Below are 22,351 nucleotides of genomic sequence, written 5' to 3'. Positions count from 1 at the left end.
TTTCGCCACTCCTTACACTTGGGCCTGTGATCTCTCGAATCGACCTCCGCGGCTCCTCCACGGACCCGCGCGACGTGCTCCCCCGTGCCGAGTTCGACGTCGAAGCCGCCCTGGAGAAGGTGCGGCCGATCGCCGAGGACGTGCGCCATCGCGGGGTCGCGGCGCTGATCGAGATCACCGAGCGCTTCGACGGCGTCCGGCTGGAGTCCACCCGCGTCCCCGCGGAGCGGATCGCCGAGGCGCTGGAGCAGCTGGACCCGAAGGTCCGCGCCGCGCTGGAGGAGTCGATCCGCCGGGCCCGCGCCGTGCACGCCGACCAGCGCCGGGTCGGGCACACCACGCAGGTGGTGCCCGGCGGCACCGTCACCCAGCGCTGGGTGCCGGTCGACCGGGTCGGCCTGTACGTGCCGGGCGGCCTGGCGGTCTACCCGTCCTCCGTGGTGATGAACGTGGTGCCCGCCCAGGAGGCCGGGGTGGCCGGCATCGCCGTCACCTCGCCGCCGCAGAAGGCGTTCGGCGGCCGGGTCCACCCGACCATCCTGGCGGCCTGCGCGCTGCTCGGCGTGGACGAGGTGTACGCGGTCGGCGGCGCCCAGGCGGTCGCGATGTTCGCGCTCGGCACCGAGGAGTGCGCGCCGGTCAACCTGGTCACCGGCCCCGGCAACATCTACGTCGCCGCCGCCAAGCGCCTGTTCGCCGGCCGGATCGGCATCGACTCGGAGGCCGGCCCGACCGAGATCATGGTGCTCGCCGACGACACCGCGGACGCCGCGGAGGTCGCCGCCGACCTGATCAGCCAGGCCGAGCACGGCCCGACCTCCGGCTCGGTGCTGGTCACCGCCTCCCCGCTGCTGGCCGACGCCGTCGAGGCCGAGCTCAAGGCGCAGGTCGCCCGCACCCGGCACTCCGAGCGGGTGGCCGAGGCGCTCGGCGGCCCGCAGTCCGGCATCATCCTGGTCGACGACCTGGAGCAGGGCCTCGCGGTGGTCAACGCCTACGCCGCCGAGCACCTGGAGATCCAGACCGCCGACCCGCACGCCGTCTCCGAGCGGGTCCGCAACGCGGGCGCGATCTTCCTCGGCCGCTTCACCCCGGTCTCGCTGGGCGACTACGCGGCCGGCTCCAACCACGTGCTGCCCACCGGCGGCTGCGCCTGCCACTCCTCCGGCCTGTCCGTGCAGACCTTCCTGCGCGGCGTCCAGGTGGTCGAGTACGACCGCGAAGCGCTGGCCGGGATCGCCGCGCACGTGGTCAACCTGTCCGAGGCCGAGGACCTGCCCGGCCACGGCGACGCCGTGAAGGCGCGTTTCGTCGGAGACGAACAACACTGGCACAGCGACTGGACGGTTCCCACCTCGTGACGAAGATCGACGACCTCCCCGTCCGCGACGAGCTGCGCGGCCAGTCCCCGTACGGCGCACCGCAGTTGGACGTGCCCGTCCAGCTGAACACCAACGAGAACCCGTACCCGCTTCCCGAGCCGCTGGTGGCCCGGATCGCCGAGCGGGTCGCCGAAGCCGCCCGGCAGCTCAACCGCTACCCGGACCGGGACGCGGTCGAACTGCGCACCGGCCTGGCGGCGTACCTGAGCGACACCACCGGCTTCCCGGTCACCAAGGACCAGGTGTGGGCCGCCAACGGCTCCAACGAGGTGCTCCAGCAGCTGCTGCAGACCTTCGGCGGGCCCGGCCGCACCGCGATCGGCTTCGAGCCCTCGTACTCGATGCACGCCCTGATCGCCCGCGGCACCGGCACCGGCTGGGTCTCCGGCCCGCGCAACGAGGACTTCACCATCGACCTGGACGCGGCCCGGGCGGCCATCGCCGAGCTGCGCCCGGACGTGGTCTTCGTCTGCTCGCCGAACAACCCGACCGGCACCGCCGTCGCGGCCGACACCGTGCTCGCCCTGTACGAGGCCGCGCAGGCCGCCGGGCCCAGCATGGTGGTGGTCGACGAGGCGTACGTCGAGTTCTCGCACCGCGCCTCGCTGCTGCCGCTGCTCGAAGGCCGCCCGAACCTGGTGATCAGCCGCACCATGTCCAAGGCGTTCGGCGCGGCCGGGCTGCGGCTCGGCTACCTGGCCGCCGACCCGGCCGTGGTGGACGCGGTGCAGCTGGTCCGGCTGCCCTACCACCTGTCGGCCGTCACCCAGGCCACCGCGCTGGCCTGCCTGGAGCACACCGACACCCTGCTCGGCTACGTCGACCGGCTCAAGTCCGAGCGCGACCGGGTGGTGCTCGCGCTGCGCGGGCTGGGCCTCGACGTCACCGACTCCGACGCCAACTTCATCCAGTTCGGCCGCTTCGCCGACACCCGCGCGGTGTGGCAGGCGATCCTCGACCAGGGCGTGCTGATCCGCGACAACGGCGTCCCCGGCTGGCTGCGCGTCACCGCCGGCACCCCCGCCGAGAACGACGCGTTCCTGAGCGCCGTCTCGCTTGCAACCAAGGAGCTGTAACCCCGCATGTCCCGCATCGGCCGCGTCGAACGCACCACCAAGGAGACCTCCGTCCTGGTCGAGATCGACCTCGACGGAACCGGCAAGACGGACGTCTCCACGGGCGTCGGCTTCTACGACCACATGCTCGACCAGCTCGGCCGCCACGGCCTCTTCGACCTCACCGTCAAGACCGAGGGCGACCTGCACATCGACACCCACCACACCATCGAGGACACCGCCCTCGCGCTCGGCGCCGCCTTCAAGCAGGCGCTCGGCGACAAGGTCGGCATCTACCGGTTCGGCAACTGCACCGTCCCGCTGGACGAGTCGCTGGCCCAGGTCACCGTCGACCTCTCCGGCCGCCCGTACCTGGTGCACACCGAGCCCGAGCAGATGGCCCCGATGATCGGCTCGTACGACACCACGATGACCCGGCACATCCTGGAGTCCTTCGTCGCCCAGGCGCAGGTCGCCCTGCACGTGCACGTCCCGTACGGCCGCAACGCGCACCACATCGTCGAGTGCCAGTTCAAGGCGCTGGCCCGGGCGCTGCGCTACGCCTCCGAGCGCGACCCGCGCGCCGCCGGCATCCTGCCCTCCACCAAGGGCGCGCTCTGATGGCGACGCTGCTGATCGTCCTCGGGCTCTTCTTCGCGGGCGGCGTCTGGTCGTTCTGGAAGCAGAAGCTGCCCAAGGGCGTCGTCCTCGTCCTCGCCTTCGCCTCGGCCATGTGCCTGGCCGCCGGCATCATGCGCCTCTAGGAGACCCCACAGATGTCCAAGAACGTCGTGGTGCTGGACTACGGCTCCGGCAACCTGCGCTCCGCCCAGCGCGCCGTCGAGCGCACCGGTGCCACCGTCACCGTCACCTCGGACTTCCAGCGGGCGCTGGACGCCGACGGCCTGCTGGTGCCCGGCGTCGGTGCCTTCGAGGCGTGCATGCGCGGCCTGAAGGCCGTCCGCGGCGAGCAGGTCATCGGCCGCCGGCTGGCCGGCGGACGCCCGGTGCTCGGCATCTGCGTCGGCATGCAGATCCTGTTCGAGAAGGGCGTCGAGCACGGCGTGGAGACCGCCGGCTGCGACGAGTGGCCCGGCACCGTCGAGCCGCTGGACGCGCCGGTCGTCCCGCACATGGGCTGGAACACCGTCGACGCGCCCGCCGACACCCGGATGTTCGCCGGGATGGACGCCGACACCCGGTTCTACTTCGTGCACTCCTACGGCGTGCGGCACTGGGTGCTGGAGACCCACTCGGAGAAGATCCGCGCCCCCAGGGTCACCTGGGCCACCCACGGGCAGCCGTTCGTCGCCGCCGTGGAGAACGGCCCGCTCTGGGCCACCCAGTTCCACCCCGAGAAGTCCGGCGACGCCGGCGCCGCCCTGCTGACCAACTGGGTCGACACCCTCTGACGACGGAAGAGTCCTTCAGAACATGACCAACCGCCTCGAACTGCTGCCCGCCGTCGACGTCCGCGACGGCCAGGCGGTCCGCCTGGTCAAGGGCGCCTCCGGCACCGAGACCTCCTTCGGCGAGCCGCTCGCCGCCGCCCTCGCCTGGCAGAACGCCGGCGCCGAGTGGCTGCACCTGGTCGACCTCGACGCCGCCTTCGGCACCGGCAGCAACCGCGAGCTGCTCCGCGAGGTCACCGGCCGCCTCGACATCAAGGTCGAGCTGTCCGGCGGCATCCGCGACGACGAGTCGCTGGCCGCCGCCCTCGCCACCGGCTGCACCCGGGTCAACCTCGGCACCGCCGCCCTGGAGAGCCCCGAGTGGGTCGCCAAGGTCATCGCCGAGCACGGCGAGAAGATCGCCGTCGGCCTCGACGTGGTCGGCACCACGCTGCGCGGCCGCGGCTGGACCCGCGACGGCGGCCAGCTCTACGACGTGCTGGCCCGCCTCGACGCCGAGGGCTGCGCCCGCTACGTGGTCACCGACGTCAACCGCGACGGCACCCTGACCGGCCCCAACCTCCAGCTGCTGCGCGACGTCTGCGCCGCCACCGACCGGCCTGTCGTCGCCTCCGGCGGCGTGTCGTCCCTCGACGACCTGCGCGCGATCGCCACCCTGGTACCGGAGGGCGTCGAGGGCTCGATCGTGGGGAAGGCGCTCTACGAGCAGAAGTTCACCCTCGAAGAGGCCCTGGAGACTGTGTCCCGATGACCGACGAAACCCCGGCCGCCGCCGTCGCCCGCCAGTCCGGACGGTCCCCCTACGAGGACCAGTACGGATTCTCCCGGGCGGTGGCGGCCGGGGACTCCGTCCTGGTGGCGGGCTGCACCGCGTACGACGACGGCGTCGCCGTCTTCGAGGGCGACCCGTACGAGCAGACGCTGGCCGCCTTCGAGGTCGCCCTCGAAGCGCTCGGCCCCTACGGACTCACCGCCGCCGACGTGGTCCGCACCCGGATGTACCTCACCCACGTCCGGGACTGCGACGAGGTAGGCCGCGCGCACAGGAAACTCTTCGGCGAGGTCCGCCCGGTCACCACCATGGTGGTCGTCCAGGGCCTGACCGACTCCCGGATGATGGTCGAGGTCGAGGTCGAGGCCCACCGGCCGGGCCTCGCCCGCGCCCTGGCCGCCGCCCGCGACCGGACCTCCGCCGACGCCCCGGACCCGGCCGACGTCCGGACCTCCGCCGACGCCCCGGACCCGGCCGGCCCCCAGACCTCGGAAGGCACCCAGCCGTGACACTCGCAGTACGCGTCATCCCCTGCCTGGACGTGGACGCCGGACGCGTCGTCAAGGGCGTCAACTTCCAGAACCTGCGCGACGCCGGCGACCCGGTCGAGCTCGCCAAGCTCTACGACGCCCAGGGCGCCGACGAGTTGACCTTCCTCGACATCACCGCCTCGTCCGGCTCCCGGGAGACCACCTACGACGTGGTCCGCCGCACCGCCGAGCAGGTCTTCATCCCGCTCACCGTCGGCGGCGGCGTCCGCGCCGTCGAGGACGTCGACCGGCTGCTGCGGGCCGGCGCCGACAAGGTCGGCGTCAACACCGCCGCGATCGCCCGGCCCGAGCTGGTCCGCGAGATCGCGCAACGCTTCGGCCGCCAGGTGCTCGTCCTGTCGGTCGACGCCCGGCGCTGCCCCGAGGGCACCGAGACCGCCTCCGGCTTCGAGGTCACCACCCACGGCGGCCGGCGCGGCACCGGCCTCGACGCGATCGAGTGGGCGGCGCGCGCCGCCGAACTCGGCGCCGGCGAGATCCTGCTCAACTCGATGGACGCCGACGGCACCAAGGACGGCTACGACCTGGAGATGATCCGGGCCGCCCGCAAGGCCGTCTCCGTCCCGGTCATCGCCTCCGGCGGCGCCGGCAAGCTCGCCGACTTCGCCCCCGCGGTCGACGCCGGCGCCGACGCGGTCCTCGCCGCCAGCGTCTTTCACTTCGGCGACCTGACGATCGGCCAGGTCAAGGACGAACTCCGGGCCACCGGGCACCCCGTCCGCTGACGTCCCCCGTGCGCTGAGGCGCCCGTCCGGGGCCGTGCCGGTGCGTCACCGGCGCGGCCCCGGCCCCGGCTCCGGTTCCGGCCCCGACTCCGGCTCCAGGAGCGCGAACTGCGCGCCGAACGGGTCCGCCAGCACCGCGACCCGCCCCACCGTCGGCACCGGCCGCGGCGGCAGCAGGACGCTCCCGCCCGAGCGGCGCACCTCGTCGGTGGCCAGCAGCGCGTCCGCCACCGCGAAGTGCACCAGCCAGCCCGCGTCCACCCGCGGGTGCACGTGGGCGACCGCGCCGAAGTCGGCCCCGCCGTCCGCCGGGCCCAGCGCCGCGCACTCCGCCCCCGACGGCTCCGAGTCCCGGCTCCGCCAGCCGAACAGGCCGCGGTAGAACCGCAGCGACCCCGGGACGTCCGGGGTGCGCAGCTCCGCCCGGCACAGCGCGCCCGGCCCGCCCACCGCCTCCAGCCCGGCCGCCCCGGCGTCCTGCCACACCGCGAACCGGCCGCCCGTCGGATCGGCCAGCCGCACGGACCGGCCCCGCCCCGGCACCTCGGCGGCCGGGGCGCGGACCGTGCCGCCGGAGCGCTCCGCCGCCGCCGCGACGCCGGCCGGGTCCGCCGCGGCGAAGTACACCGTCCAGGCGGGCAGCGCCTCCGCCTCGGTCAGCGGGCCGACGCCCGCCACCGTCCGGCCCGCGCGGCGGAAGGAGCCGTGGCCGTCCGGGCTGGACCGGTCCAGCGTCCAGCCGAACACCGCGCCGTAGAACGACGCGGACTCGGCGAGGTCCGGGCTGCCCAGGCCGATCCAGTTCGGCGAGCCTGGTCGGAAGTCGCTGCTCACCACGGTGTGCGCTCCTGAGGGGCGGGGGAGGGGCCTGGAGCCCAGGCTGGCACACCGACCGGACGGAGCGGGCCGACGCGCCGTCAGGCCCCGGCCGCCGTCAGGGCCCCGGTCTCCGTCAGGCCCCGATCCCCGTCAGGCCCCGGCCTTCGGCAGCGGCAGCACGTGCGCCAGCGTCTCCACCGCCTCCGGCGCGCCCTCCGCCGCCACCGCGGCCTGCGCGCCCCGCCCGTACAGGAACAGCACCAGCTCGCCCGGCTCCCCGCTCACCGTCACCACCGGCGCGCCCTTCCGACGCACCGTCACCTCCCGGCCGTCCGGGTGCACCAGCCGCAGCGAGACCGGCGCCTTGGCGTCGCTGAACCGGGCCACCGCCGGCACCCGCTTCCACAGCGCCTCCGCCAGCTCCGCACCCACCGGCTCCGGCTCGAACGGCACCGCCCGGCGGACGTCCTCCGCGTGCACGAAGAACTCCACCAGGTTCGCCGCCCCGTCCACCCCCGGCAGGTTGAACGGCGACCAGGCCGGCGGCCCCGACCGGAACGACTTCACCACCCCCTCGTACCCCCGCCCCGCGACCTTCCCCTGCACCCGCTCCGTCCACCCGGCCAGCGCCCCGACCCGGATGCCCGCCGCCGCGTCCGGCCGCCCCTCCCGCACCACCAGGTGCGCCGCCAAGTCCCGCGCCACCCACCCCTCGCACAACGTCGGCCCCTCCGGGCCCGCCGCCGCCAACAACCGACTCAACCGGGCCCGCTCGCCCTGCGCAAGACTCACCATGCGCCCAGCGTACGGCGCGGGCGGCCTACTTGAGCGGTCCGGTCATCTTGCGGTCGTCGTTCTGGTTGCTGACCGTCACCGCGCAGCTCGCGTCCCGGTAGCCCTGTTGGTAGTACTGCGCGCCGGGGGAGAGCGGGCTGTTGTAGTACGGGGTCTTCCCCTCCTGCCGCTGCTGGACGGCGGTGTACTGCTCTTTGCACAGCCCCAGCGTGGCCTGGATGATCGTCCCGTCGGTGGTCAGCCCCTCCGGCAGCACCACCACCGAGATCGTCTCGGAGTCGTGCGGCTGGTCGCACGGCACCACCGTGGTGGTCGTGACGTCGCTCAGCCACGGCACCGTCAGGCAGGTGCCCGGCGGATAGAAGGGGTACGGGTACGTCTTCGACGGGCTCGGACTCGGGCTCGGGCTGGGGGAGGGGCTCGGGGGCGGCGGCGCGGCGGCGGGCTTCTTCGGGGCAGGCCACAGCAGCGCCACCACCGCCGCCGCCACGACGAGCGCGGCCACCAGGCCTGCCAGGAAAGCCTTCTGTCGACCGCTCATGCGGACCCCCTCCGTTCAAGGACATTCTGAGGGCACAACAGCTGTCACGTCAGTCCTTTCCGGGCATCGGTTTGCTCATCCTTTGCATGCTGATCAGTAGGATGACCGGCCTGTCGGACGGGATGTACGAGAAAGGCAACTGCCATGGGGGACAGCGGGTTTCAGGTCGAGCCGAGCGTGCTCGACCGGTACTCGTCGCTGCTGGCCGAGCAGGCGGAGCAGCTGAGGCGGATCGCGGAGGCCACCGCGGCGATCACCCTCTCCTCGGACGCGTTCGGGCACCTGCCGAACGCCCAGCACCTGGCGTCGGCGTTCCAGGAGCACGCCGGTGCCGGCCGCGAGAACGTCGGGCTGCTCGGTGACGCGCTGCACGGCAGCGCGCAGGGGCTGTCCGGGGTGTCGCGGAACTACACCGACCACGAGGAGTACGTCGCGGGCACCATGAGCGGGGGCCGGTGATGGCGCACGGGACCAGGCACCACACCTCGGGCGGCTCCGGCGGCTCCGGCGGCTCGGGAGCCTCCGGCACGACGCACGGCGCCGACCACCCGCGGCAGCCGACCGCACCCGCGCCCGCGCCCGGCCACGGCACCGGTCCGGCACCGCACGTCGGGGACCCGAACCAGATCCGCACCGGCGCGCGCACGCCCGCCGGGAACGGCGGGAACGGTGAGACCGGCGGGAACGGTGAGACCGGCGGCGAGGACGCGGCGCTGGTGGACCCGCGGCAGTCCTGGTTCAGCGGGGCGCTCAAGGAGGCCGGGACCAGCGCGGCGGGCAGCCTGGGCGGCAGGGCCGGCGACTACGTCGGGGAGAAGCTGTTCGGCTCCGGGGAGGAACCCGAAGGGACCGGTGAGCCGGCCGAACCGGGCGAACCGGGTGAGTCGGCGGGGTCCGAGGGCGTCAGCACGCTGCCCGCCCCATCGCCCGGGTACGTGGGGGCCGGGATCGGCGGGGCCGTCGGGGCCGCCGGAGCGAGCACGCTGCCCGGGTACGGCCTGCCGGGCGCGCCGGGCGGCCCGGCCGACGCGTACGCGTGGGCCCGGGCGCAGATCGAGCGGACGTTCCAGGAGCTGCCGGAGGCCGAGCACGAGTCGCGGGGCGGCCTGAGCGGGGCGCTCGACGAGGCGGTCGAGTGGGCGCTGGAGGAGTCCGGCCTGCTGGACATGCTGGAGAAGGTCACCGGCAACCTGGCGGAGCTGAACGACGCCACCGCGCAGTGGCAGGCCCAGGCGGCCGCGGTGCACTCGGTCGCGGTGGAGCTGCGCTCGGGCGCGATGCCGGTGGCGGCGAGCTGGCAGGGGGCGGCGAGCGACGCGTTCGGCGGTCACATGGGCGACGTCGCGGACGCGCTCGACCAGACCGCCGAGGAGATGCTACAGACCGCGCAGATCATCAACTCGGCCGCGCAGGAGTGCGCGACGGCCGAGGGCATGGTGATCCAGATCATCACCGAGGCGATCGAGGCGCTGATCGCCTCGCTGGCCGCCGAGGCGGTGCTCTCGGTGGTGACCTTCGGCGCGGCGGCGCTGGTCGGCGCGCTGATCGACGAGGCGGAGATCGCCACCTTCGTGGCCCGGGTGGCGCAGGTGTCCACCAAGCTGGCGAAGGCGCTGGAGGAGCTGCTCAAGGCGCTCCAGGAGATGGGCAAGGCGGTCAAGGCCACCCGCAAGCTCAGCGACGTCGCCAAGGTGATGGAGAAGATGAAGAAGGTCGAGACGGCCTTCAACGAGGTCCGGAAGCTGGAGGAGGGCACCGGCAAGGCCGCCAGGATCGCCCGGAAGCTCGACGAGAAGGCCACCGAGAAGGTCGGCGACTGGGCCCAGGACCGGATCAAGGCCGGGCTGGGCATCGACGAGGACGACCGGGAGGGCGTCCGGATCGGCGACGGCACCCTGAAGGGCAACCTCAGGGCGGCCGGACAGTCGGCCCTGGGCGTCGCCAAGGAGGGCCTGAGGAGCGACGTCAACAAGAACGCGGTCGAGCGGGAACTGCTGGGCGACCTCGGCCTGGAGCAGCAGCCGACGCCCTACCGGGTGGACCGCTCGCGGATCCGGACGGCGTTCGGCTGACCGCCGCAGCACTGCCCCGCCCGACGGCCGCCGGAGCACCGCCCGGCAGCCGTCGGCCGGTGGCGGCCTGCGAGAATGGGGGCATGTCGACCACTCCCGCCGCCCCCGGCAGCACCGCCCTGGACCCGGCGATCGCCGCCCGCCTCAAGCGCACCCCGGACGGGCTGCTGCCCGCCGTCGCCCAGCAGTACGACACCGGCGAGGTGCTGATGCTCGGTTGGATGGACGACGAGGCGCTGCACCGCACGCTGACCACCGGCCGCTGCACGTACTGGAGCCGCAGCCGGGCCGAGTACTGGGTGAAGGGCGACACCTCGGGCCACGTCCAGCACGTCAAGCAGGTCGCGCTGGACTGCGACGGCGACACCCTGCTGGTCCGGGTCGACCAGGTCGGTGCGGCCTGCCACACCGGCGACCGGACCTGCTTCGACGCCGACGTGCTGCCGCTCGCCCAGTAGCCTGTCCCCCGACCGTCCCCGGACCGTCCCTCCGCCCGTCCGCTCCTCTCATCTGATCGGTGCCCCATGGACCTTGAGGCCTTCCGCACGCTCGCCGCTGACACCCGGGTCATTCCCGTCACCCGCCGGCTCCTGGCGGACGGCCTCACCCCGATCGGCGTCTACCGCAGCCTCGCCGCGGAGCGGCCCGGCACCTTCCTGCTGGAGTCCGCCGAGCAGGGCCGCAGTTGGGCCCGCTACTCCTTCGTCGGGGTGCGCTCCGGCGCGGTGCTCACCGTCGGCGAGGACGGCGGCGCCCGCTGGCTGGGCGAGCCCCCGGTCGGCATCCCCACCGGCGGCGACCCGCTGGAGGTGCTGCGCGCCACCCTGGCCGCCCTGCACACCCCCCGGCACCCGGACGACGGCCTGCCGCCGCTCACCGGCGGCCTGGTCGGCTACCTCGGCTACGACGTGGTGCGCCGCCTGGAGAAGCTGCCGAACCTCACCCCGGACGACCTGCGGCTGCCCGAGCTGACCCTGCTGCTCGCCACCGACCTGGCCGTCCTGGACCACGCCGACGGCACCGTGCTGCTGATCGCCAACGCGGTCAACCACAACGACCTGGCCACCGGCGTCGACGAGGCGCACGCGGACGCCGTCGCCCGCCTCGACGCGATGGAGGCCGACCTGCGCCGCCCGGTCGACCCCGGCCTGGCCACCTACACCCCGACCGCGGTCGAGGCGCACTCGCCGTTCGGCGGCGCGCCGTACCGCAAGGCGGTCGAGGTGGTGAAGGAGCGCATCCGGGCCGGCGAGGCGTTCCAGGTCGTCCCCTCGCAGCGCTTCGAGGCGCCCTGCCCGGCCTCCGCGCTCGACGTCTACCGCGTCCTGCGCACCACCAACCCCAGCCCGTACATGTACCTGTTCCGCTTCCCCGGGCCGGACGGCGGCGCGGAGGGCGGCTTCGACGTGGTCGGCTCCAGCCCCGAGGCGCTGGTCAAGGTGGCCGGCGGCGAGGCGATGCTGCACCCGATCGCCGGCACCCGGCACCGCGGCGCCACCCCGCACGAGGACGCCGAGCTGGCCGCCGAGCTGCTCGCCGACCCCAAGGAGCGGGCCGAGCACCTGATGCTGGTCGACCTGGGCCGCAACGACCTGGGCCGGGTCTGCGCGCCGGGCTCGGTCGAGGTGGTGGAGTTCATGACCGTCGAGCGCTACAGCCACGTCATGCACATCGTCTCCACCGTCACCGGCAAGGTCGCCGAGGGCCGCAGCGCCTTCGACGTGCTCACCGCCTGCTTCCCGGCCGGCACCCTCTCCGGCGCGCCCAAGCCGCGCGCCATGCAGATCATCGAGGAGCTGGAGCCCACCCGCCGCGGCCTGTACGGCGGCTGCGTCGGCTACCTGGACTTCGCCGGGGACTCCGACACGGCGATCGCCATCCGCACCGCGGTGATCCGCGACGAGACCGCGTACGTCCAGGCGGGCGCGGGCGTGGTCGCCGACTCCGACCCGCACTCCGAGGACACCGAGTGCCGCAACAAGGCGGCGGCGGTGCTCCGGGCCGTCGCCACGGCGAACACGCTGCGCTGAGGCCGGGGGCTCGGGCCGTCGCGAGCACGGACGCGATGTCGCCGCGCCGGGACTGCGACCGGACGGCGGTGGTCACCCGGCGGCCCTCCGCGAGCAGCCGGGTGAGGGCGTGCGCGCCGAGGAAGCCGGTTCCGCCGGTGACGGGCACGTGTGCCGTGCCCCCACCCTCACCTGCGGGCGCCCCCGCCACCACGCCCCGCCGACCCTGGTACCCGGAGGGACAGGACGCGCGGACCGGGGGCGGGGGCGGGACGCGGGGTGAGGTCGGGGACACTGGGGGAGTGAGTGAGACGCCTGCTTCCCCGAAGTCCCGCGGCACGTTGGGGCTGATGCTGTTGCTGACCGCGCTGGGCGCCGTACTGGTCCTGACGTCGGTGGGCCGGACCTGGGCGCAGGGGGTGGCGCCCGGGATGGGCGGCAGCCGGATCGCGGTGAGCGCGAGCGGGAGCAGACTGACGGCGCTGCCGACCGGGATGGCACTGGTGGCGATGGCGGCGGCGGTCGCGGTCTTCGCGGTACGCGGCCGGACGCGGATGCTGGTGGGCGCCCTGACGGTGCTGGCGGGCGCGGGCGCGGTCGCCGGCGCCGTGATCGGGTACACCGACACCGCGGGGCTGCACGCCGTCGCGGCGGGCCAGCTCGCCCTGAGCAGCGGCCGGGCCGAGGAGATCACCCGGACGGCATGGCCCTGGGTGGCCCTGGCAGGCGGACTGCTGCTGGTGGCGGCGGGCGCACTGACCACCCGGTTCGGCAGCGGCTGGCCGGCCATGGGCTCCCGCTACGAGGCACCGACCCGCAAGACGGCAGCCCCGGGGAGGGCGGCCGGCCCGGCCGACCTGTGGAAGGCCCTGGACCGCGGCGAGGACCCGACGGGCTGAACCGGCTCACTGGCCTGGCTGTGCCGCCAAGCCGAGCCGACCGGTCGACTCGGCTGAGCCCACCGACCTGACTGGCTGACTCGATCAGCTGGTCCGGCTGCTCGGTGGAAGGCGCTGGACCGCGGCGAGGACCCGACCGGCTGAACCGGCCCACTGGCCTGGCTGAGCCGACCAGCTGACTCGACCAGCTGGTCCGGCCGCCCTGTGAAAGGCGTGGGACTGGGGCGAGGACTCGACGGGCTGAACCGGCCCGCTGACCTGGCTGAGCTACCTGAGCCACCAGGCCGAGCCGACCGGTCAACTCGGCCGAGCCGACCGCCCCGACCGACTGGCTCTCCCGCAGGCCCGGCCCGATCGGACCGGTTGGTCCGACCACCAGGCCCGGCCGATCCGTGGAAGGCGTGGGACCGTGGCGAGGACCCGACCGGCTGACCCGACGGGCTGGGCCCACCGGCCGTCCCGGCCCACTGACCTGGCTGAGCTGCCTGAGCCGATCGACTGGGCCGAACGGCTGGCCCGACCGGAGGGCCCGCCCGGCCCCCTACCCGGCCGTCCGCCCCCGGCCCGGCCGTCCGTCCCCGGCCCGGCCGTCCGTCCCCGGCCCGGCCGTCCGTCCCCGGCCCGGCCGTCCGTCCCCGGCCCGGCCGTCCGTCCCGCCCGGCCGTCCGCCCCCCGGTCCGGCCGCGGCCGGATGTGCGCGGCACCACCCCGACCCGGCTTGGGGGCGCCGTGTTCGGCCCGGCACAATGGAGAGCGTCAACCCGTCGAGCGCCGCCCCAGGCCCGCCCGACCGGGCCCCGGAGAAACAAGGAGCACCAACAAGATGGCTGCAGCAGCGCACGGCCACACCCCCGCCGCGTGGACCGGCGTGGTCATTTCCTTCGTCGGCTTCTGCGTCGCGGGCGTCGCGATGATCATGCCGAACGTCGTGCTGGTCATCGCGGGCCTCGCCGTGGTCCTGATCGGCGGCGTGGTCGGCAAGGCCATGTCGATGGCGGGCATGGGCCGGCAGCCCAGCAAGAACTTCGCGCCGGTCACCGCCGAGGAGCGCAGCGCGGTCACCGCGGGCTGATCGCGGCGGAGTCGCGCAGCGGCGCACCGGACGGCGGGCCCTCGGGCCCGCCGTCCGGCGTTTCGGGGCCGGGCCCGGTTCGCCCGGGGGCACAATCGTCCCCGTGAACGCTCCCGCCGCCCCGTCCCGGCCCGAGGGCTCCGCGGCGCGCCGGCTGGTCCGTCCGCTGGCCGCGCTGGCGGCCGTCGCGCTGCCGGCCGGGTTCGTCGCCCTGGTGGACCCGAACACGCCCGGCCACTACCCGGTCTGCCCGTTCCTGCGGGCCACCGGCTGGTGGTGTCCCGGCTGCGGCGGGCTGCGCTGCGTGCACGCGCTGGTCCGGGGGGACGTGCCGACGGCGGTGCACGACAACCTGCTGGTGACGGTGCTGGCGTTCGGGCTGCTGGCGCTCTGGGCGGCCTGGACGGTGCGGGCGGTGCGCGGACGGCCGGGTGGCGGGGGGTGGCGGCTCACCGGCCGGCAGGCGGGGGTGCTGGTCCTGGCGGTGCTGCTGTTCGCGGTGGTGCGGAACCTGCCGGTCGGCGCGGGCCTGGCACCGCCCGTCGGGTGAGCGGCGCGCACCGGGCGTACGGAGGGGCCGGAGCGCCCGCCGGGCGGTCCGCCGATCGAGACGCGCGCCGTGCGGATGCGGAGTGCGCCCCCCGCGCCCGATACCATCGAATCGAAAGGCCGGGACCGCGCTCGACGCCCCCGGCCGCACCAGCGAAACACGATGGGGGCGCACGCGTGACTGTGCTCGACGAGATCATCGACGGGGTCCGGCAGGACCTCGCCGAGCGACAGGCCCGGGTCTCCCTGGACGAGCTCAAGGAGCTCGCCGCCAAGGCGCCCGAGGCGAAGGACGGCGTGGCCGCGCTGCGCGGCGACGGCGTCCGGGTGATCTGCGAGGTCAAGCGCTCCAGCCCGTCCAAGGGCGCGCTCGCGGCGATCGCCGACCCGGCCGCGCTGGCGGCCGACTACGCGGCCGGCGGGGCCGCCGCGATCAGCGTGCTCACCGAGCAGCGCCGCTTCGGCGGCTCGCTGGCCGACCTGGACGCGGTGCGCGCCGCCGTGGACACCCCGGTCCTGCGCAAGGACTTCATCGTCACCGCCTACCAGCTGTGGGAGGCCCGCGCGCACGGCGCGGACCTGGCGCTGCTGATCGTCGCCGCGCTGGAGCAGCCGGCCCTGGTCTCGCTGATCGAGCGGGCCGAGTCGATCGGCCTGACCCCGCTGGTCGAGGTGCACGACGAGGAGGAGATCGCCCGCGCGGTGGACGCCGGCGCGCGGATCATCGGCGTCAACGCCCGCAACCTCAAGACGCTCGAGGTCGACCGGAACACCTTCGGCAACGTGGTGGACGCCATCCCGGCGCACCTGGTGAAGGTCGCCGAGTCCGGGGTGCGCGGGCCGCACGACCTGATCACCTACGCCAACCAGGGCGCCGACGCAGTGCTGGTCGGCGAGTCCCTGGTCACCGGCCGGGACCCGCGGACCGCGGTCGCCGACCTGGTCGCCGCCGGGGCGCACCCGGCGCTGCGCAACAACGGGCGGGGCTGACCTCCGCCGTGTCGATCGCCACCCGTCTCGCCCCCGGCTGCCGCCCGCGCGGCTGCCGCGCGCCCGCGCGCCGGGTGCTGGGGCGGCGGGTGCGGTACGTGATCGGCTGCGAGCCCGGACAGGTCCCCGGACGCCGATGGCGCGGGCCCCGCGGCTAGCTCCTCGCCAGAGGACCCGGCCCCCTCGCGAGGGGGCCGGCACCCGCCGCGGTCCCCACGTCCACGCCGTCAATCCTTCATCCGAGGACGGATCATGTCCGAGCACTACCTTCCGGGCGCCCAGGTGCCCGACGCCCGTGGTTACTTCGGCGCCTACGGCGGCCGTTTCATCCCGGAGGCGCTGGTCGCCGCCGTGGAGCAGGTCGCCGAGGAGTACGAGAAGGCCAAGAACGACCCGGCGTTCGCCGCCGAGCTGGACGCCCTGCTCAAGGACTACACCGGTCGGCCGAGCCCGCTGACCGACGTCCACCGGTTCTCCGCGGAGGCCGGCGGGGCGCGGGTCCTGCTCAAGCGCGAGGACCTCAACCACACCGGCTCGCACAAGATCAACAACGTGCTGGGCCAGGCGCTGCTGACCCGCCGGATGGGCAAGACCCGGATCATCGCCGAGACCGGCGCCGGCCAGCACGGCGTGGCCACCGCCACCGCCTGCGCGCTGTTCGGCTTCGACTGCACCGTCTACATGGGCGAGGTCGACACGGAGCGCCAGGCGCTGAACGTGGCCCGGATGCGGATGCTGGGCGCCGAGGTGATCCCGGTGACCTCCGGCAGCCGCACCCTGAAGGACGCCATCAACGAGGCGTTCCGGGACTGGGTCGCCAACGTCGACTCCACCCACTACCTGTTCGGCACGGTGGCCGGCCCGCACCCGTTCCCGATGATGGTGCGCGACTTCCACCGGGTGATCGGCGTCGAGGCCCGGCAGCAGGTGCTGGACCGCACCGGGAGGCTCCCGGACGCGGTGGTCGCCTGCGTCGGCGGCGGCTCCAACGCGATGGGCATCTTCCACGAGTTCATCCCGGACGCGGGCGTCCGCCTGATCGGCTGCGAGGCGGCCGGCGAGGGCGCCGAGACCCCGAAGCACGCCGCCACCCTGACCAAGGGCGACCCGGGCGTGCTGCACGGCTCGCGCACCTACGTGCTGCAGGACGAGGACGGCCAGACCATCGAGTCGCACTCGATCTCGGCCGGCCTGGACTACCCGGGCGTCGGCCCGGAGCACGCCTGGCTGAAGGACACCGGACGGGCCGAGTACCGCCCGGTGACCGACCGGGCGGCGATGGAGGCGCTGCGGCTGCTGTCCCGCACCGAGGGCATCATCCCGGCGATCGAGTCCGCGCACGCCCTGGCCGGCGCGCTCGAACTCGGCCGCGAGCTCGGCCCGGAGGGGACGATCCTGGTCTCGCTCTCCGGCCGCGGCGACAAGGACATGCACACCGCCGCCGAGTACTTCGGCCTCTACGACGCCGAGGGGACCAACTGACCATGGCCGACACCAAGCTCACCACCGCCCTGGCCGCCGCGAAGGCGGAGGGCCGCGCGGCCCTGATCGGCTACCTGCCGGCCGGCTTCCCGACCGTGGACGGCGGCATCGCCGCGATCGGCGCCCTGGTCGAGGGCGGCTGCGACGTCGTCGAGGTCGGCCTGCCGCACTCGGACCCGGTGCTGGACGGCGCGGTCATCCAGACCGCCGACGACATCGCGCTGCGCGGCGGCGTGAAGATCAAGGACGTGCTGCGCACCGTCGCCGAGGTCGCCGCCGCCCACCCGGCCGTGCCGGTGCTGGTGATGACGTACTGGAACCCGGTGGACCGCTACGGCACCGCCCGGTTCGCCGCCGACCTGGCCGCGGCCGGGGGAGCGGGCTGCATCCTGCCGGACCTGCCGGTGGAGGAGTCCGGGGAGTGGCGCAAGGCCGCCGCCGAGCACGGTCTGGACACCGTGTTCGTGGTCGCCCCGTCCTCCACCGACCACCGGCTGGCCGAGGTCACCGCGGCCGGCTCCGGCTTCGTGTACGCGGCCGCCGTGATGGGCGTGACCGGCACCCGGGCCGCGGTCGGGAACCTGGCCGAGGACCTGGTGGCCCGCACCCGCGCCACCACCGCGCTGCCGGTCTGCGTCGGCCTGGGCGTCTCCAACGCCGACCAGGCCGCCGAGGTCGCCGCCTTCGCGGACGGCGTGATCGTCGGCTCGGCGTTCGTCCAGCGCCTGCTGGACGCCGCGGAGCCGGCCGACGGCGTCGCCGCGGTCCGCGCGCTCGCGGGCGAGCTGGCGCGGGGCGTCCGCCGCAGGTAACCACGGACCGACCGGGGACCGCCCGGGGAGCGGCCGCCGCTCCCCGGGCGGTCCTCCGCGTTTCCGGCCGGGTCCTCCCTCCCGGATCCCGCCTGATCGGCGCGCGGCGCCGGGGGCCCGGCGGGATCCGGGAGGGAGGACCTACTCCGCGAGGGTGAAAAACCGGGCGGCACCGGTGCGGCCCGGCCCGTCGGCGCCGTTGGACCCTCCGGTGGTTCGTCGGCGAGAGGGTGTCCGGATGGCGTGGGTCCACCGGCAGGTGCTGCTGCGGGCGCTGGCCGCGGGGCTGGCGCTGGCCGTCGCGCTGGTCGGAAGCGGCGGCGTGGAGCGGGAGTTGGCCCGGCGGGGGGCCGAGCGGGCGGTGCCGTGCCGGTCGGCGGACGCGGTCTGCGCATCGCCGGGACGATGATCCGGAAAATCGGACGTATGACCGTTTAAGGTCGCTCATACGGCGTAACTCGCCAATGTGGAGGAACCCCCCGCCATCCCCTACGGTTCATCAGGCAGGAAACGGTGGAACGCGCCCGAGGGGGAACCGAACTGATGGCCAGTCAGCAGGTCGAGCACGGCCGGGTGGGCGGGCTGCGCCGGGCGGTGGACGGCGCGGCGGCCGAGTGGTTCGGCCTGGCGGTGCGGCTGGGCCTGGCGGTGGTGTGGGGCTGGGCGGGCCTGGCGAAGGTCTCCGACCCGGCGGAGGCGGCGCAGGCCGTGCGGGCGTACGAGATCCTGCCCGAGTCGCTGGTGAAGCCGGTCGGCTGGGGGCTGCCGTTCCTGGAGCTGGCGCTGGCGCTGCTGCTGGTGCTCGGCCTCGGGACCAGGATCGTCGCGGTCGTCTCCGGTCTGCTGCTGCTGGTCTTCATCGCCGGGATCTCCTCCGCGTGGGCGCGCGGCATCTCGATCGACTGCGGCTGCTTCGGCGGCGGCGGCGCGGTGGACGAGTCGCAGACCGAGTACCTCCAGGAGATCCTGCGCGACTCCGGGTTCCTGCTGCTGTCGGCGTGGCTGGTCTACCGGCCCCGGACGAAGCTCTCGGCGGACGCCTGGCTGGCCGCCTGACGCCGCACGTCCACCGCCACCGATCAGACGAAACCGACCCCTAGACTGGCAAGAGCACCCCATGAGCGAGAAGAACCGAGAAGGCAAGCGCAACGCCCGGGACAAGATGCGGGAGTCCCGGGCCGTCGAGGAGGCCAAGGCACGGCGCAACAAGAAGCTGGCGGTCGGCGGCGTGGTGGCCGTGGTGATCGCGGCGGCCGTGGTGGTCGGCGTGGTGGTGCAGAACCAGCGCTCCAAGCCGGAGACCCCGACCGCCGCCCCGGCGGGCGCGAGCGGCGACAAGAACCTGGTCATCCCGGTCGGCGGTGCCGACGCCCCGTCCACGCTGACGGTCTACGAGGACCCGCGCTGCCCGGCCTGCGGCAGCTTCGAGCGGAGCTTCTCGCCGACCGTCGACCAGCTGGAGGACGCGGGCAAGGTCCGCGTCGACTACCACCTCGTCTCGTTCATCGACCGCTCGCTGGGCGGCAACGGCTCCAAGTACGGCGCCAACGCGCTGGCCTGCGCGCAGGACGCCGGGCACTTCCGCGACTACCACGACGTGCTCTACCGCAACCAGCCGGACGAGACCGCGGACTCCTTCGGCAGCAAGCAGACCCTGATCGACCTGGCCAAGCAGGTCCCGGGGCTGGACACCCCCGCGTTCCAGTCCTGCGTCAACGACAACACGTTCGGCGGCTGGGTCTCGGCGGTGCAGCAGGACTTCGACAAGTCCAGCTACAAGTCGACCCCGACGGTGCTGCTGAACGGCGAGGCGATCTACCCGAAGAAGGGCGACGAGCAGATCAGCCCGGAGAACCTGGTGAAGTGGGTGGACGCGGCCAACCAGGGCAAGACCCTCGGCACCCCCGGCTCGCACGGGCAGAGCCCGGCGCCCGGCTCGACCGCCGGCGAGTCGAACAACCCGCCCTCGCCCTGACCGCCCCCGCCCTGATCCCTCCCCGCGCCCGGCCCGGACCTGGCCGCGTGACGCTACCGTGACCCGCTCCGGTGCCGGTGGTGCCGGTGGGACACGGTAGCGTCGAGAGTGCCATGGATCTCGCATACATTCCGAGCCCGTCGCGGGGCGTCCTCAACCTGGGGCCCATCCCGCTGCGCGCCTACGCCTTCTGCATCATCATCGGTGTCGTCGTGGCCGTGTGGCTCGGCAGCAGGCGGTGGGTCGCCCGCGGCGGCGGCCGCCACACGGTCGGCGACATCGCGGTCTGGGCGGTGCCGTTCGGCCTGGTCGGCGGTCGGCTCTACCACGTCATCACCGACAACCAGCTGTACTTCGGTGCGGGCAAGCACCCGATCGACGCGCTGAAGATCTGGGAGGGCGGCCTCGGCATCTGGGGCGCCATCGCCTTCGGCGCGGTCGGCGCCTGGATCGGCGCCCGCCGCCGGGGCGTCCCGCTGCCCGCCTACGCCGACGCGATCGCCCCCGGCATCGCGCTGGCCCAGGCCTGCGGCCGCTGGGGCAACTGGTTCAACCAGGAGCTGTACGGCCGCCCCACCACCCTGCCCTGGGGCCTGAAGATCGACAAGACGCTCCCGGACGGCACCGTGGTCCAGGGCGTCTACCACCCGACCTTCCTGTACGAGTCGATCTGGTGCGTGCTGGTCGCGGTCCTGGTGATCTGGGCCGACCGGCGCTTCACCCTCGGCCACGGCCGGGCCTTCGCGCTGTACGTCGCCGCCTACACGCTCGGCCGGTTCTGGACCGAGTGGCTGCGGATCGACGAGGCGCACCGCTTCTTCGGCCTGCGCCTGAACGACTGGACCGCGATCCTGGTCTTCGTCGGCGCGATCGTCGCCCTCGTGCTCTCCGCCAGGTTCCGCCCCGGCCGCGAGGACCCGGACGCGATCGACCCGCAGGCCACCCGGGAGCGCGCCGAGGCCGGGGCCGCCGCCGCGGAGGCCGAGCCGGGGAACGAGCCGGAGCCGCAGGACGCCCCGGCCGACGCCCCCGCGCGGGCCCCCGAGGCCGCCGAGAACGCCGAGGCTGCCAAGGACACCGAGGCCGTCAAGGCCGCCAAGGTGCCCGGGGACGCCGAGCGGCCCTCCTGAGCCGAGGCTCCCGACCCCCGTTGGGGCCGCCCCCGCCGAGACCGGCGGAGGCGGCCCCAACTGCCTTTGGGCAGGCTTACTTTGCTGGAAACGCGCAGGTCAAACGGCTACGTTCGAAGGGCACCAGCAAGCCCGGCCGATCCGCGGCCCGGGGGGAACCGCCGTGCCCGGAAGGGGAGCCGTCCGCATGAGCACCATCACCGCAGACCCGCACACCGACAGCCCGCAGCCCCGGATACCCGACGCCGACCACCACCGGGACGTCAACGGCGGCTGGCTGCGCCCGGCCGTGTTCGGCGCGATGGACGGCCTGGTGTCCAACTTCGCGCTGATGACCGGCGTGGTCGGCGGCGCCGCCGCGCCGGGCACCGTGGTGCTCACCGGCCTGGCCGGGTTGGCGGCCGGCGCGTTCTCCATGGCGGCCGGCGAGTACACCTCGGTGGCCTCCCAGCGCGAGCTGGTGGAGGCCGAGCTGGAGGTCGAGCGGATCGAGCTGCGGCGCAACCCGCAGGGCGAGCTGGCCGAGCTGGCCGAGCTGTACGCGGCCCGGGGCGTCGACCCGGAGCTGGCCCGCGAGGTGGCCCGGCAGCTCTCCGCCGACCCGGAGACCACGCTGGCCGTGCACGCCCGCGAGGAGCTCGGCGTCGACCCGGAGGACCTGCCCTCGCCGCTGGTCGCCGCGCTCTCCTCGTTCGGCTGCTTCGCGCTCGGCGCGCTGCTGCCGGTGCTGCCCTACCTGCTGGGCGCGACCACGCTCCGGCCGGCCGCCCTGCTGGCGGTGCTGGGCCTGTTCGGCTGCGGCGCGGTGGTGGCCCGGGTGACGGCCCGCAGCTGGTGGTTCTCCGGCCTGCGGCAACTGGTGCTGGGCGGGGCCGCGGCGGGCGTCACCTACCTGCTGGGACGGCTGATCGGCGGGGCCGTCGGCTGACCCGCCGACCGGCCGTCACCCGGACGGCCTTGTACGAAAATCCAGACCTCTGTATAGTTATGCCATGGAGCGCGTGATGTTCCGCACATGGGCCCGAGCCTGCGCCTTGCCCTAGTCTCGACATCCGGCTGTCGACCCCGGGAATCGCAAGCGGGGCGGCGTCGACTTCGAAGAATCCCAGGTGGGACTCCTGAGGCGCGTGTGGCGAGGGCGTTTCGCCCCTGTTTCCCGGCCTCCGGCAGGGGGCACACTGGAGGGAACGCGCGACGCTGCGCCTTTCCCCCATCCGCCCCCTGACCTGGGGATCAGTCCGGGATGTGGACGCATGAATCCACTTCCCGGTACAGGCGGCATCATGTAACCTGCACCGACAAATCGCAT

At 74.2% G+C, this 22,351-nt stretch carries 25 protein-coding genes and 1 pseudogene; 23 read left to right on the top strand and 3 right to left on the bottom strand.

Annotated elements, in window-relative coordinates; genetic code table 11:
• Positions 1-26 precede the first annotated feature (26 nt).
• The 8 genes and pseudogenes from hisD (at position 27) to hisF (ending at position 5,897) form a co-directional block, all read left to right on the top strand.
• A complete protein-coding gene (gene hisD / locus ACIP60_RS26080) occupies positions 27-1,361 on the top strand; it encodes a histidinol dehydrogenase (RefSeq protein ID WP_400688331.1) in 1,335 nt (444 codons plus the stop codon).
• The gene (locus ACIP60_RS26075) at positions 1,358-2,458 is read left to right on the top strand and encodes a histidinol-phosphate transaminase (RefSeq protein ID WP_400688329.1); all 1,101 of its coding nucleotides are present in this window, start codon (positions 1,358-1,360) and stop codon (positions 2,456-2,458) included. The genes hisD and ACIP60_RS26075 overlap by 4 nt, the downstream gene beginning before the upstream one ends.
• A 6-nt stretch (positions 2,459-2,464) precedes the next feature.
• Positions 2,465-3,058, top strand: coding sequence for an imidazoleglycerol-phosphate dehydratase HisB (hisB, locus tag ACIP60_RS26070; RefSeq protein ID WP_100835761.1), 594 nt, complete (start codon positions 2,465-2,467; stop codon positions 3,056-3,058).
• The gene (locus ACIP60_RS26065; RefSeq protein ID WP_400688326.1) at positions 3,058-3,201 is read left to right on the top strand and encodes a hypothetical protein; all 144 of its coding nucleotides are present in this window, start codon (positions 3,058-3,060) and stop codon (positions 3,199-3,201) included. Before hisB ends, ACIP60_RS26065 begins: the two co-directional genes overlap by 1 nt.
• A 12-nt stretch (positions 3,202-3,213) precedes the next feature.
• On the top strand, positions 3,214-3,849 hold the full coding sequence (gene hisH / locus ACIP60_RS26060) for an imidazole glycerol phosphate synthase subunit HisH (RefSeq protein WP_400688324.1): 636 nt from the start codon (positions 3,214-3,216) through the stop codon (positions 3,847-3,849).
• A gap of 22 nt (positions 3,850-3,871) precedes the next feature.
• Positions 3,872-4,600 (top strand): bifunctional 1-(5-phosphoribosyl)-5-((5-phosphoribosylamino)methylideneamino)imidazole-4-carboxamide isomerase/phosphoribosylanthranilate isomerase PriA, encoded by a 729-nt coding sequence (gene priA, locus ACIP60_RS26055; protein ID WP_400688322.1) that lies wholly within the window; start codon positions 3,872-3,874, stop codon positions 4,598-4,600.
• Positions 4,597-4,995: pseudogene (locus ACIP60_RS26050) on the top strand (RidA family protein); the annotation flags it as partial. The gene priA and the pseudogene ACIP60_RS26050, both read left to right, overlap by 4 nt.
• A gap of 131 nt (positions 4,996-5,126) precedes the next feature.
• Entirely contained in the window at positions 5,127-5,897 is a 771-nt protein-coding gene (gene hisF / locus ACIP60_RS26045) for an imidazole glycerol phosphate synthase subunit HisF (RefSeq protein ID WP_100835757.1), read from the top strand.
• A gap of 45 nt (positions 5,898-5,942) precedes the next feature.
• On the opposite strand, the gene ACIP60_RS26040 is transcribed toward hisF, so the two are convergent.
• From ACIP60_RS26040 to ACIP60_RS26030, 3 genes are all read right to left on the bottom strand, one after another.
• Positions 5,943-6,731 (bottom strand): VOC family protein, encoded by a 789-nt coding sequence (locus tag ACIP60_RS26040; protein ID WP_400688320.1) that lies wholly within the window; start codon positions 6,729-6,731, stop codon positions 5,943-5,945.
• A gap of 135 nt (positions 6,732-6,866) precedes the next feature.
• Positions 6,867-7,511 (bottom strand): TIGR03085 family metal-binding protein, encoded by a 645-nt coding sequence (locus tag ACIP60_RS26035; protein ID WP_400688318.1) that lies wholly within the window; start codon positions 7,509-7,511, stop codon positions 6,867-6,869.
• Between the two features lie 25 nt (positions 7,512-7,536).
• Entirely contained in the window at positions 7,537-8,052 is a 516-nt protein-coding gene (locus tag ACIP60_RS26030; protein ID WP_400688316.1) for a hypothetical protein, read from the bottom strand.
• Positions 8,053-8,196: 144 nt separating this feature from the next.
• Here ACIP60_RS26030 and ACIP60_RS26025 point away from each other — a divergent pair, with 144 nt between their 5' ends.
• The 15 genes from ACIP60_RS26025 to ACIP60_RS25955 all read left to right on the top strand — a co-directional run bounded on the left by ACIP60_RS26025 (position 8,197) and on the right by ACIP60_RS25955 (position 21,970).
• Positions 8,197-8,511, top strand: coding sequence for a hypothetical protein (locus tag ACIP60_RS26025; protein ID WP_400688314.1), 315 nt, complete (start codon positions 8,197-8,199; stop codon positions 8,509-8,511).
• Entirely contained in the window at positions 8,511-10,124 is a 1,614-nt protein-coding gene (locus ACIP60_RS26020) for a hypothetical protein (protein WP_400688312.1), read from the top strand. The genes ACIP60_RS26025 and ACIP60_RS26020 overlap by 1 nt, the downstream gene beginning before the upstream one ends.
• Before the next feature lie 83 nt (positions 10,125-10,207).
• Positions 10,208-10,582 (top strand): phosphoribosyl-AMP cyclohydrolase, encoded by a 375-nt coding sequence (gene hisI, locus ACIP60_RS26015; protein ID WP_100835751.1) that lies wholly within the window; start codon positions 10,208-10,210, stop codon positions 10,580-10,582.
• A 66-nt stretch (positions 10,583-10,648) separates the two neighbouring features.
• Positions 10,649-12,154, top strand: coding sequence for an anthranilate synthase component I (locus ACIP60_RS26010; protein WP_400688309.1), 1,506 nt, complete (start codon positions 10,649-10,651; stop codon positions 12,152-12,154).
• Between the two features lie 281 nt (positions 12,155-12,435).
• Positions 12,436-13,032, top strand: coding sequence for a TIGR02234 family membrane protein (locus tag ACIP60_RS26005; protein ID WP_400688307.1), 597 nt, complete (start codon positions 12,436-12,438; stop codon positions 13,030-13,032).
• Positions 13,033-13,855: 823 nt separating this feature from the next.
• Positions 13,856-14,104: an HGxxPAAW family protein gene (locus ACIP60_RS26000; protein ID WP_400688305.1), complete on the top strand. Its 249-nt coding sequence runs from the start codon at positions 13,856-13,858 to the stop codon at positions 14,102-14,104.
• Between the two features lie 103 nt (positions 14,105-14,207).
• A complete protein-coding gene (locus ACIP60_RS25995; RefSeq protein WP_400688303.1) occupies positions 14,208-14,654 on the top strand; it encodes a DUF2752 domain-containing protein in 447 nt (148 codons plus the stop codon).
• A gap of 176 nt (positions 14,655-14,830) precedes the next feature.
• Positions 14,831-15,643, top strand: coding sequence for an indole-3-glycerol phosphate synthase TrpC (gene trpC, locus ACIP60_RS25990; RefSeq protein ID WP_100835746.1), 813 nt, complete (start codon positions 14,831-14,833; stop codon positions 15,641-15,643).
• Positions 15,644-15,892: 249 nt separating this feature from the next.
• The gene (gene trpB / locus ACIP60_RS25985) at positions 15,893-17,125 is read left to right on the top strand and encodes a tryptophan synthase subunit beta (protein WP_400688624.1); all 1,233 of its coding nucleotides are present in this window, start codon (positions 15,893-15,895) and stop codon (positions 17,123-17,125) included.
• 2 nt (positions 17,126-17,127) lie between these two features.
• On the top strand, positions 17,128-17,937 hold the full coding sequence (gene trpA, locus ACIP60_RS25980) for a tryptophan synthase subunit alpha (protein WP_400688301.1): 810 nt from the start codon (positions 17,128-17,130) through the stop codon (positions 17,935-17,937).
• 238 nt (positions 17,938-18,175) lie between these two features.
• Positions 18,176-18,346 (top strand): hypothetical protein, encoded by a 171-nt coding sequence (locus tag ACIP60_RS25975; protein ID WP_400688299.1) that lies wholly within the window; start codon positions 18,176-18,178, stop codon positions 18,344-18,346.
• A 134-nt stretch (positions 18,347-18,480) separates the two neighbouring features.
• Entirely contained in the window at positions 18,481-18,993 is a 513-nt protein-coding gene (locus tag ACIP60_RS25970; protein ID WP_400688297.1) for a MauE/DoxX family redox-associated membrane protein, read from the top strand.
• 61 nt (positions 18,994-19,054) lie between these two features.
• The gene (locus ACIP60_RS25965; RefSeq protein WP_400688295.1) at positions 19,055-19,912 is read left to right on the top strand and encodes a DsbA family protein; all 858 of its coding nucleotides are present in this window, start codon (positions 19,055-19,057) and stop codon (positions 19,910-19,912) included.
• Between the two features lie 113 nt (positions 19,913-20,025).
• The gene (gene lgt / locus ACIP60_RS25960) at positions 20,026-21,042 is read left to right on the top strand and encodes a prolipoprotein diacylglyceryl transferase (RefSeq protein ID WP_400688293.1); all 1,017 of its coding nucleotides are present in this window, start codon (positions 20,026-20,028) and stop codon (positions 21,040-21,042) included.
• Positions 21,043-21,229: 187 nt separating this feature from the next.
• The gene (locus tag ACIP60_RS25955) at positions 21,230-21,970 is read left to right on the top strand and encodes a VIT1/CCC1 transporter family protein (protein ID WP_400688291.1); all 741 of its coding nucleotides are present in this window, start codon (positions 21,230-21,232) and stop codon (positions 21,968-21,970) included.
• Positions 21,971-22,351 lie beyond the last annotated feature (381 nt).

This window comes from Kitasatospora sp. NPDC088783, assembly GCF_044750705.1.
Taxonomy (GTDB): domain Bacteria; phylum Actinomycetota; class Actinomycetes; order Streptomycetales; family Streptomycetaceae; genus Kitasatospora; species Kitasatospora fiedleri.
Note: the sequence above shows the minus strand (reverse complement) of the source record. Positions and strands in the feature narration are given on the sequence as shown.

Coding starts and splice junctions, on each gene's coding strand:
- hisB (WP_100835761.1), top strand. CDS start 2,465: ATGTCCCGCATCGGCCGCGTCGAACGCACCACCAAGGAGACCTCCGTC.
- ACIP60_RS26065 (WP_400688326.1), top strand. CDS start 3,058: ATGGCGACGCTGCTGATCGTCCTCGGGCTCTTCTTCGCGGGCGGCGTC.
- hisH (WP_400688324.1), top strand. CDS start 3,214: ATGTCCAAGAACGTCGTGGTGCTGGACTACGGCTCCGGCAACCTGCGC.
- priA (WP_400688322.1), top strand. CDS start 3,872: ATGACCAACCGCCTCGAACTGCTGCCCGCCGTCGACGTCCGCGACGGC.
- ACIP60_RS26035 (WP_400688318.1), bottom strand. CDS start 7,511: ATGGTGAGTCTTGCGCAGGGCGAGCGGGCCCGGTTGAGTCGGTTGTTG.
- ACIP60_RS26030 (WP_400688316.1), bottom strand. CDS start 8,052: ATGAGCGGTCGACAGAAGGCTTTCCTGGCAGGCCTGGTGGCCGCGCTC.
- ACIP60_RS26025 (WP_400688314.1), top strand. CDS start 8,197: ATGGGGGACAGCGGGTTTCAGGTCGAGCCGAGCGTGCTCGACCGGTAC.
- ACIP60_RS26020 (WP_400688312.1), top strand. CDS start 8,511: ATGGCGCACGGGACCAGGCACCACACCTCGGGCGGCTCCGGCGGCTCC.
- hisI (WP_100835751.1), top strand. CDS start 10,208: ATGTCGACCACTCCCGCCGCCCCCGGCAGCACCGCCCTGGACCCGGCG.
- ACIP60_RS26010 (WP_400688309.1), top strand. CDS start 10,649: ATGGACCTTGAGGCCTTCCGCACGCTCGCCGCTGACACCCGGGTCATT.
- ACIP60_RS26000 (WP_400688305.1), top strand. CDS start 13,856: ATGGCTGCAGCAGCGCACGGCCACACCCCCGCCGCGTGGACCGGCGTG.
- trpA (WP_400688301.1), top strand. CDS start 17,128: ATGGCCGACACCAAGCTCACCACCGCCCTGGCCGCCGCGAAGGCGGAG.
- ACIP60_RS25975 (WP_400688299.1), top strand. CDS start 18,176: ATGGCGTGGGTCCACCGGCAGGTGCTGCTGCGGGCGCTGGCCGCGGGG.
- ACIP60_RS25970 (WP_400688297.1), top strand. CDS start 18,481: ATGGCCAGTCAGCAGGTCGAGCACGGCCGGGTGGGCGGGCTGCGCCGG.
- ACIP60_RS25965 (WP_400688295.1), top strand. CDS start 19,055: ATGAGCGAGAAGAACCGAGAAGGCAAGCGCAACGCCCGGGACAAGATG.
- lgt (WP_400688293.1), top strand. CDS start 20,026: ATGGATCTCGCATACATTCCGAGCCCGTCGCGGGGCGTCCTCAACCTG.
- ACIP60_RS25955 (WP_400688291.1), top strand. CDS start 21,230: ATGAGCACCATCACCGCAGACCCGCACACCGACAGCCCGCAGCCCCGG.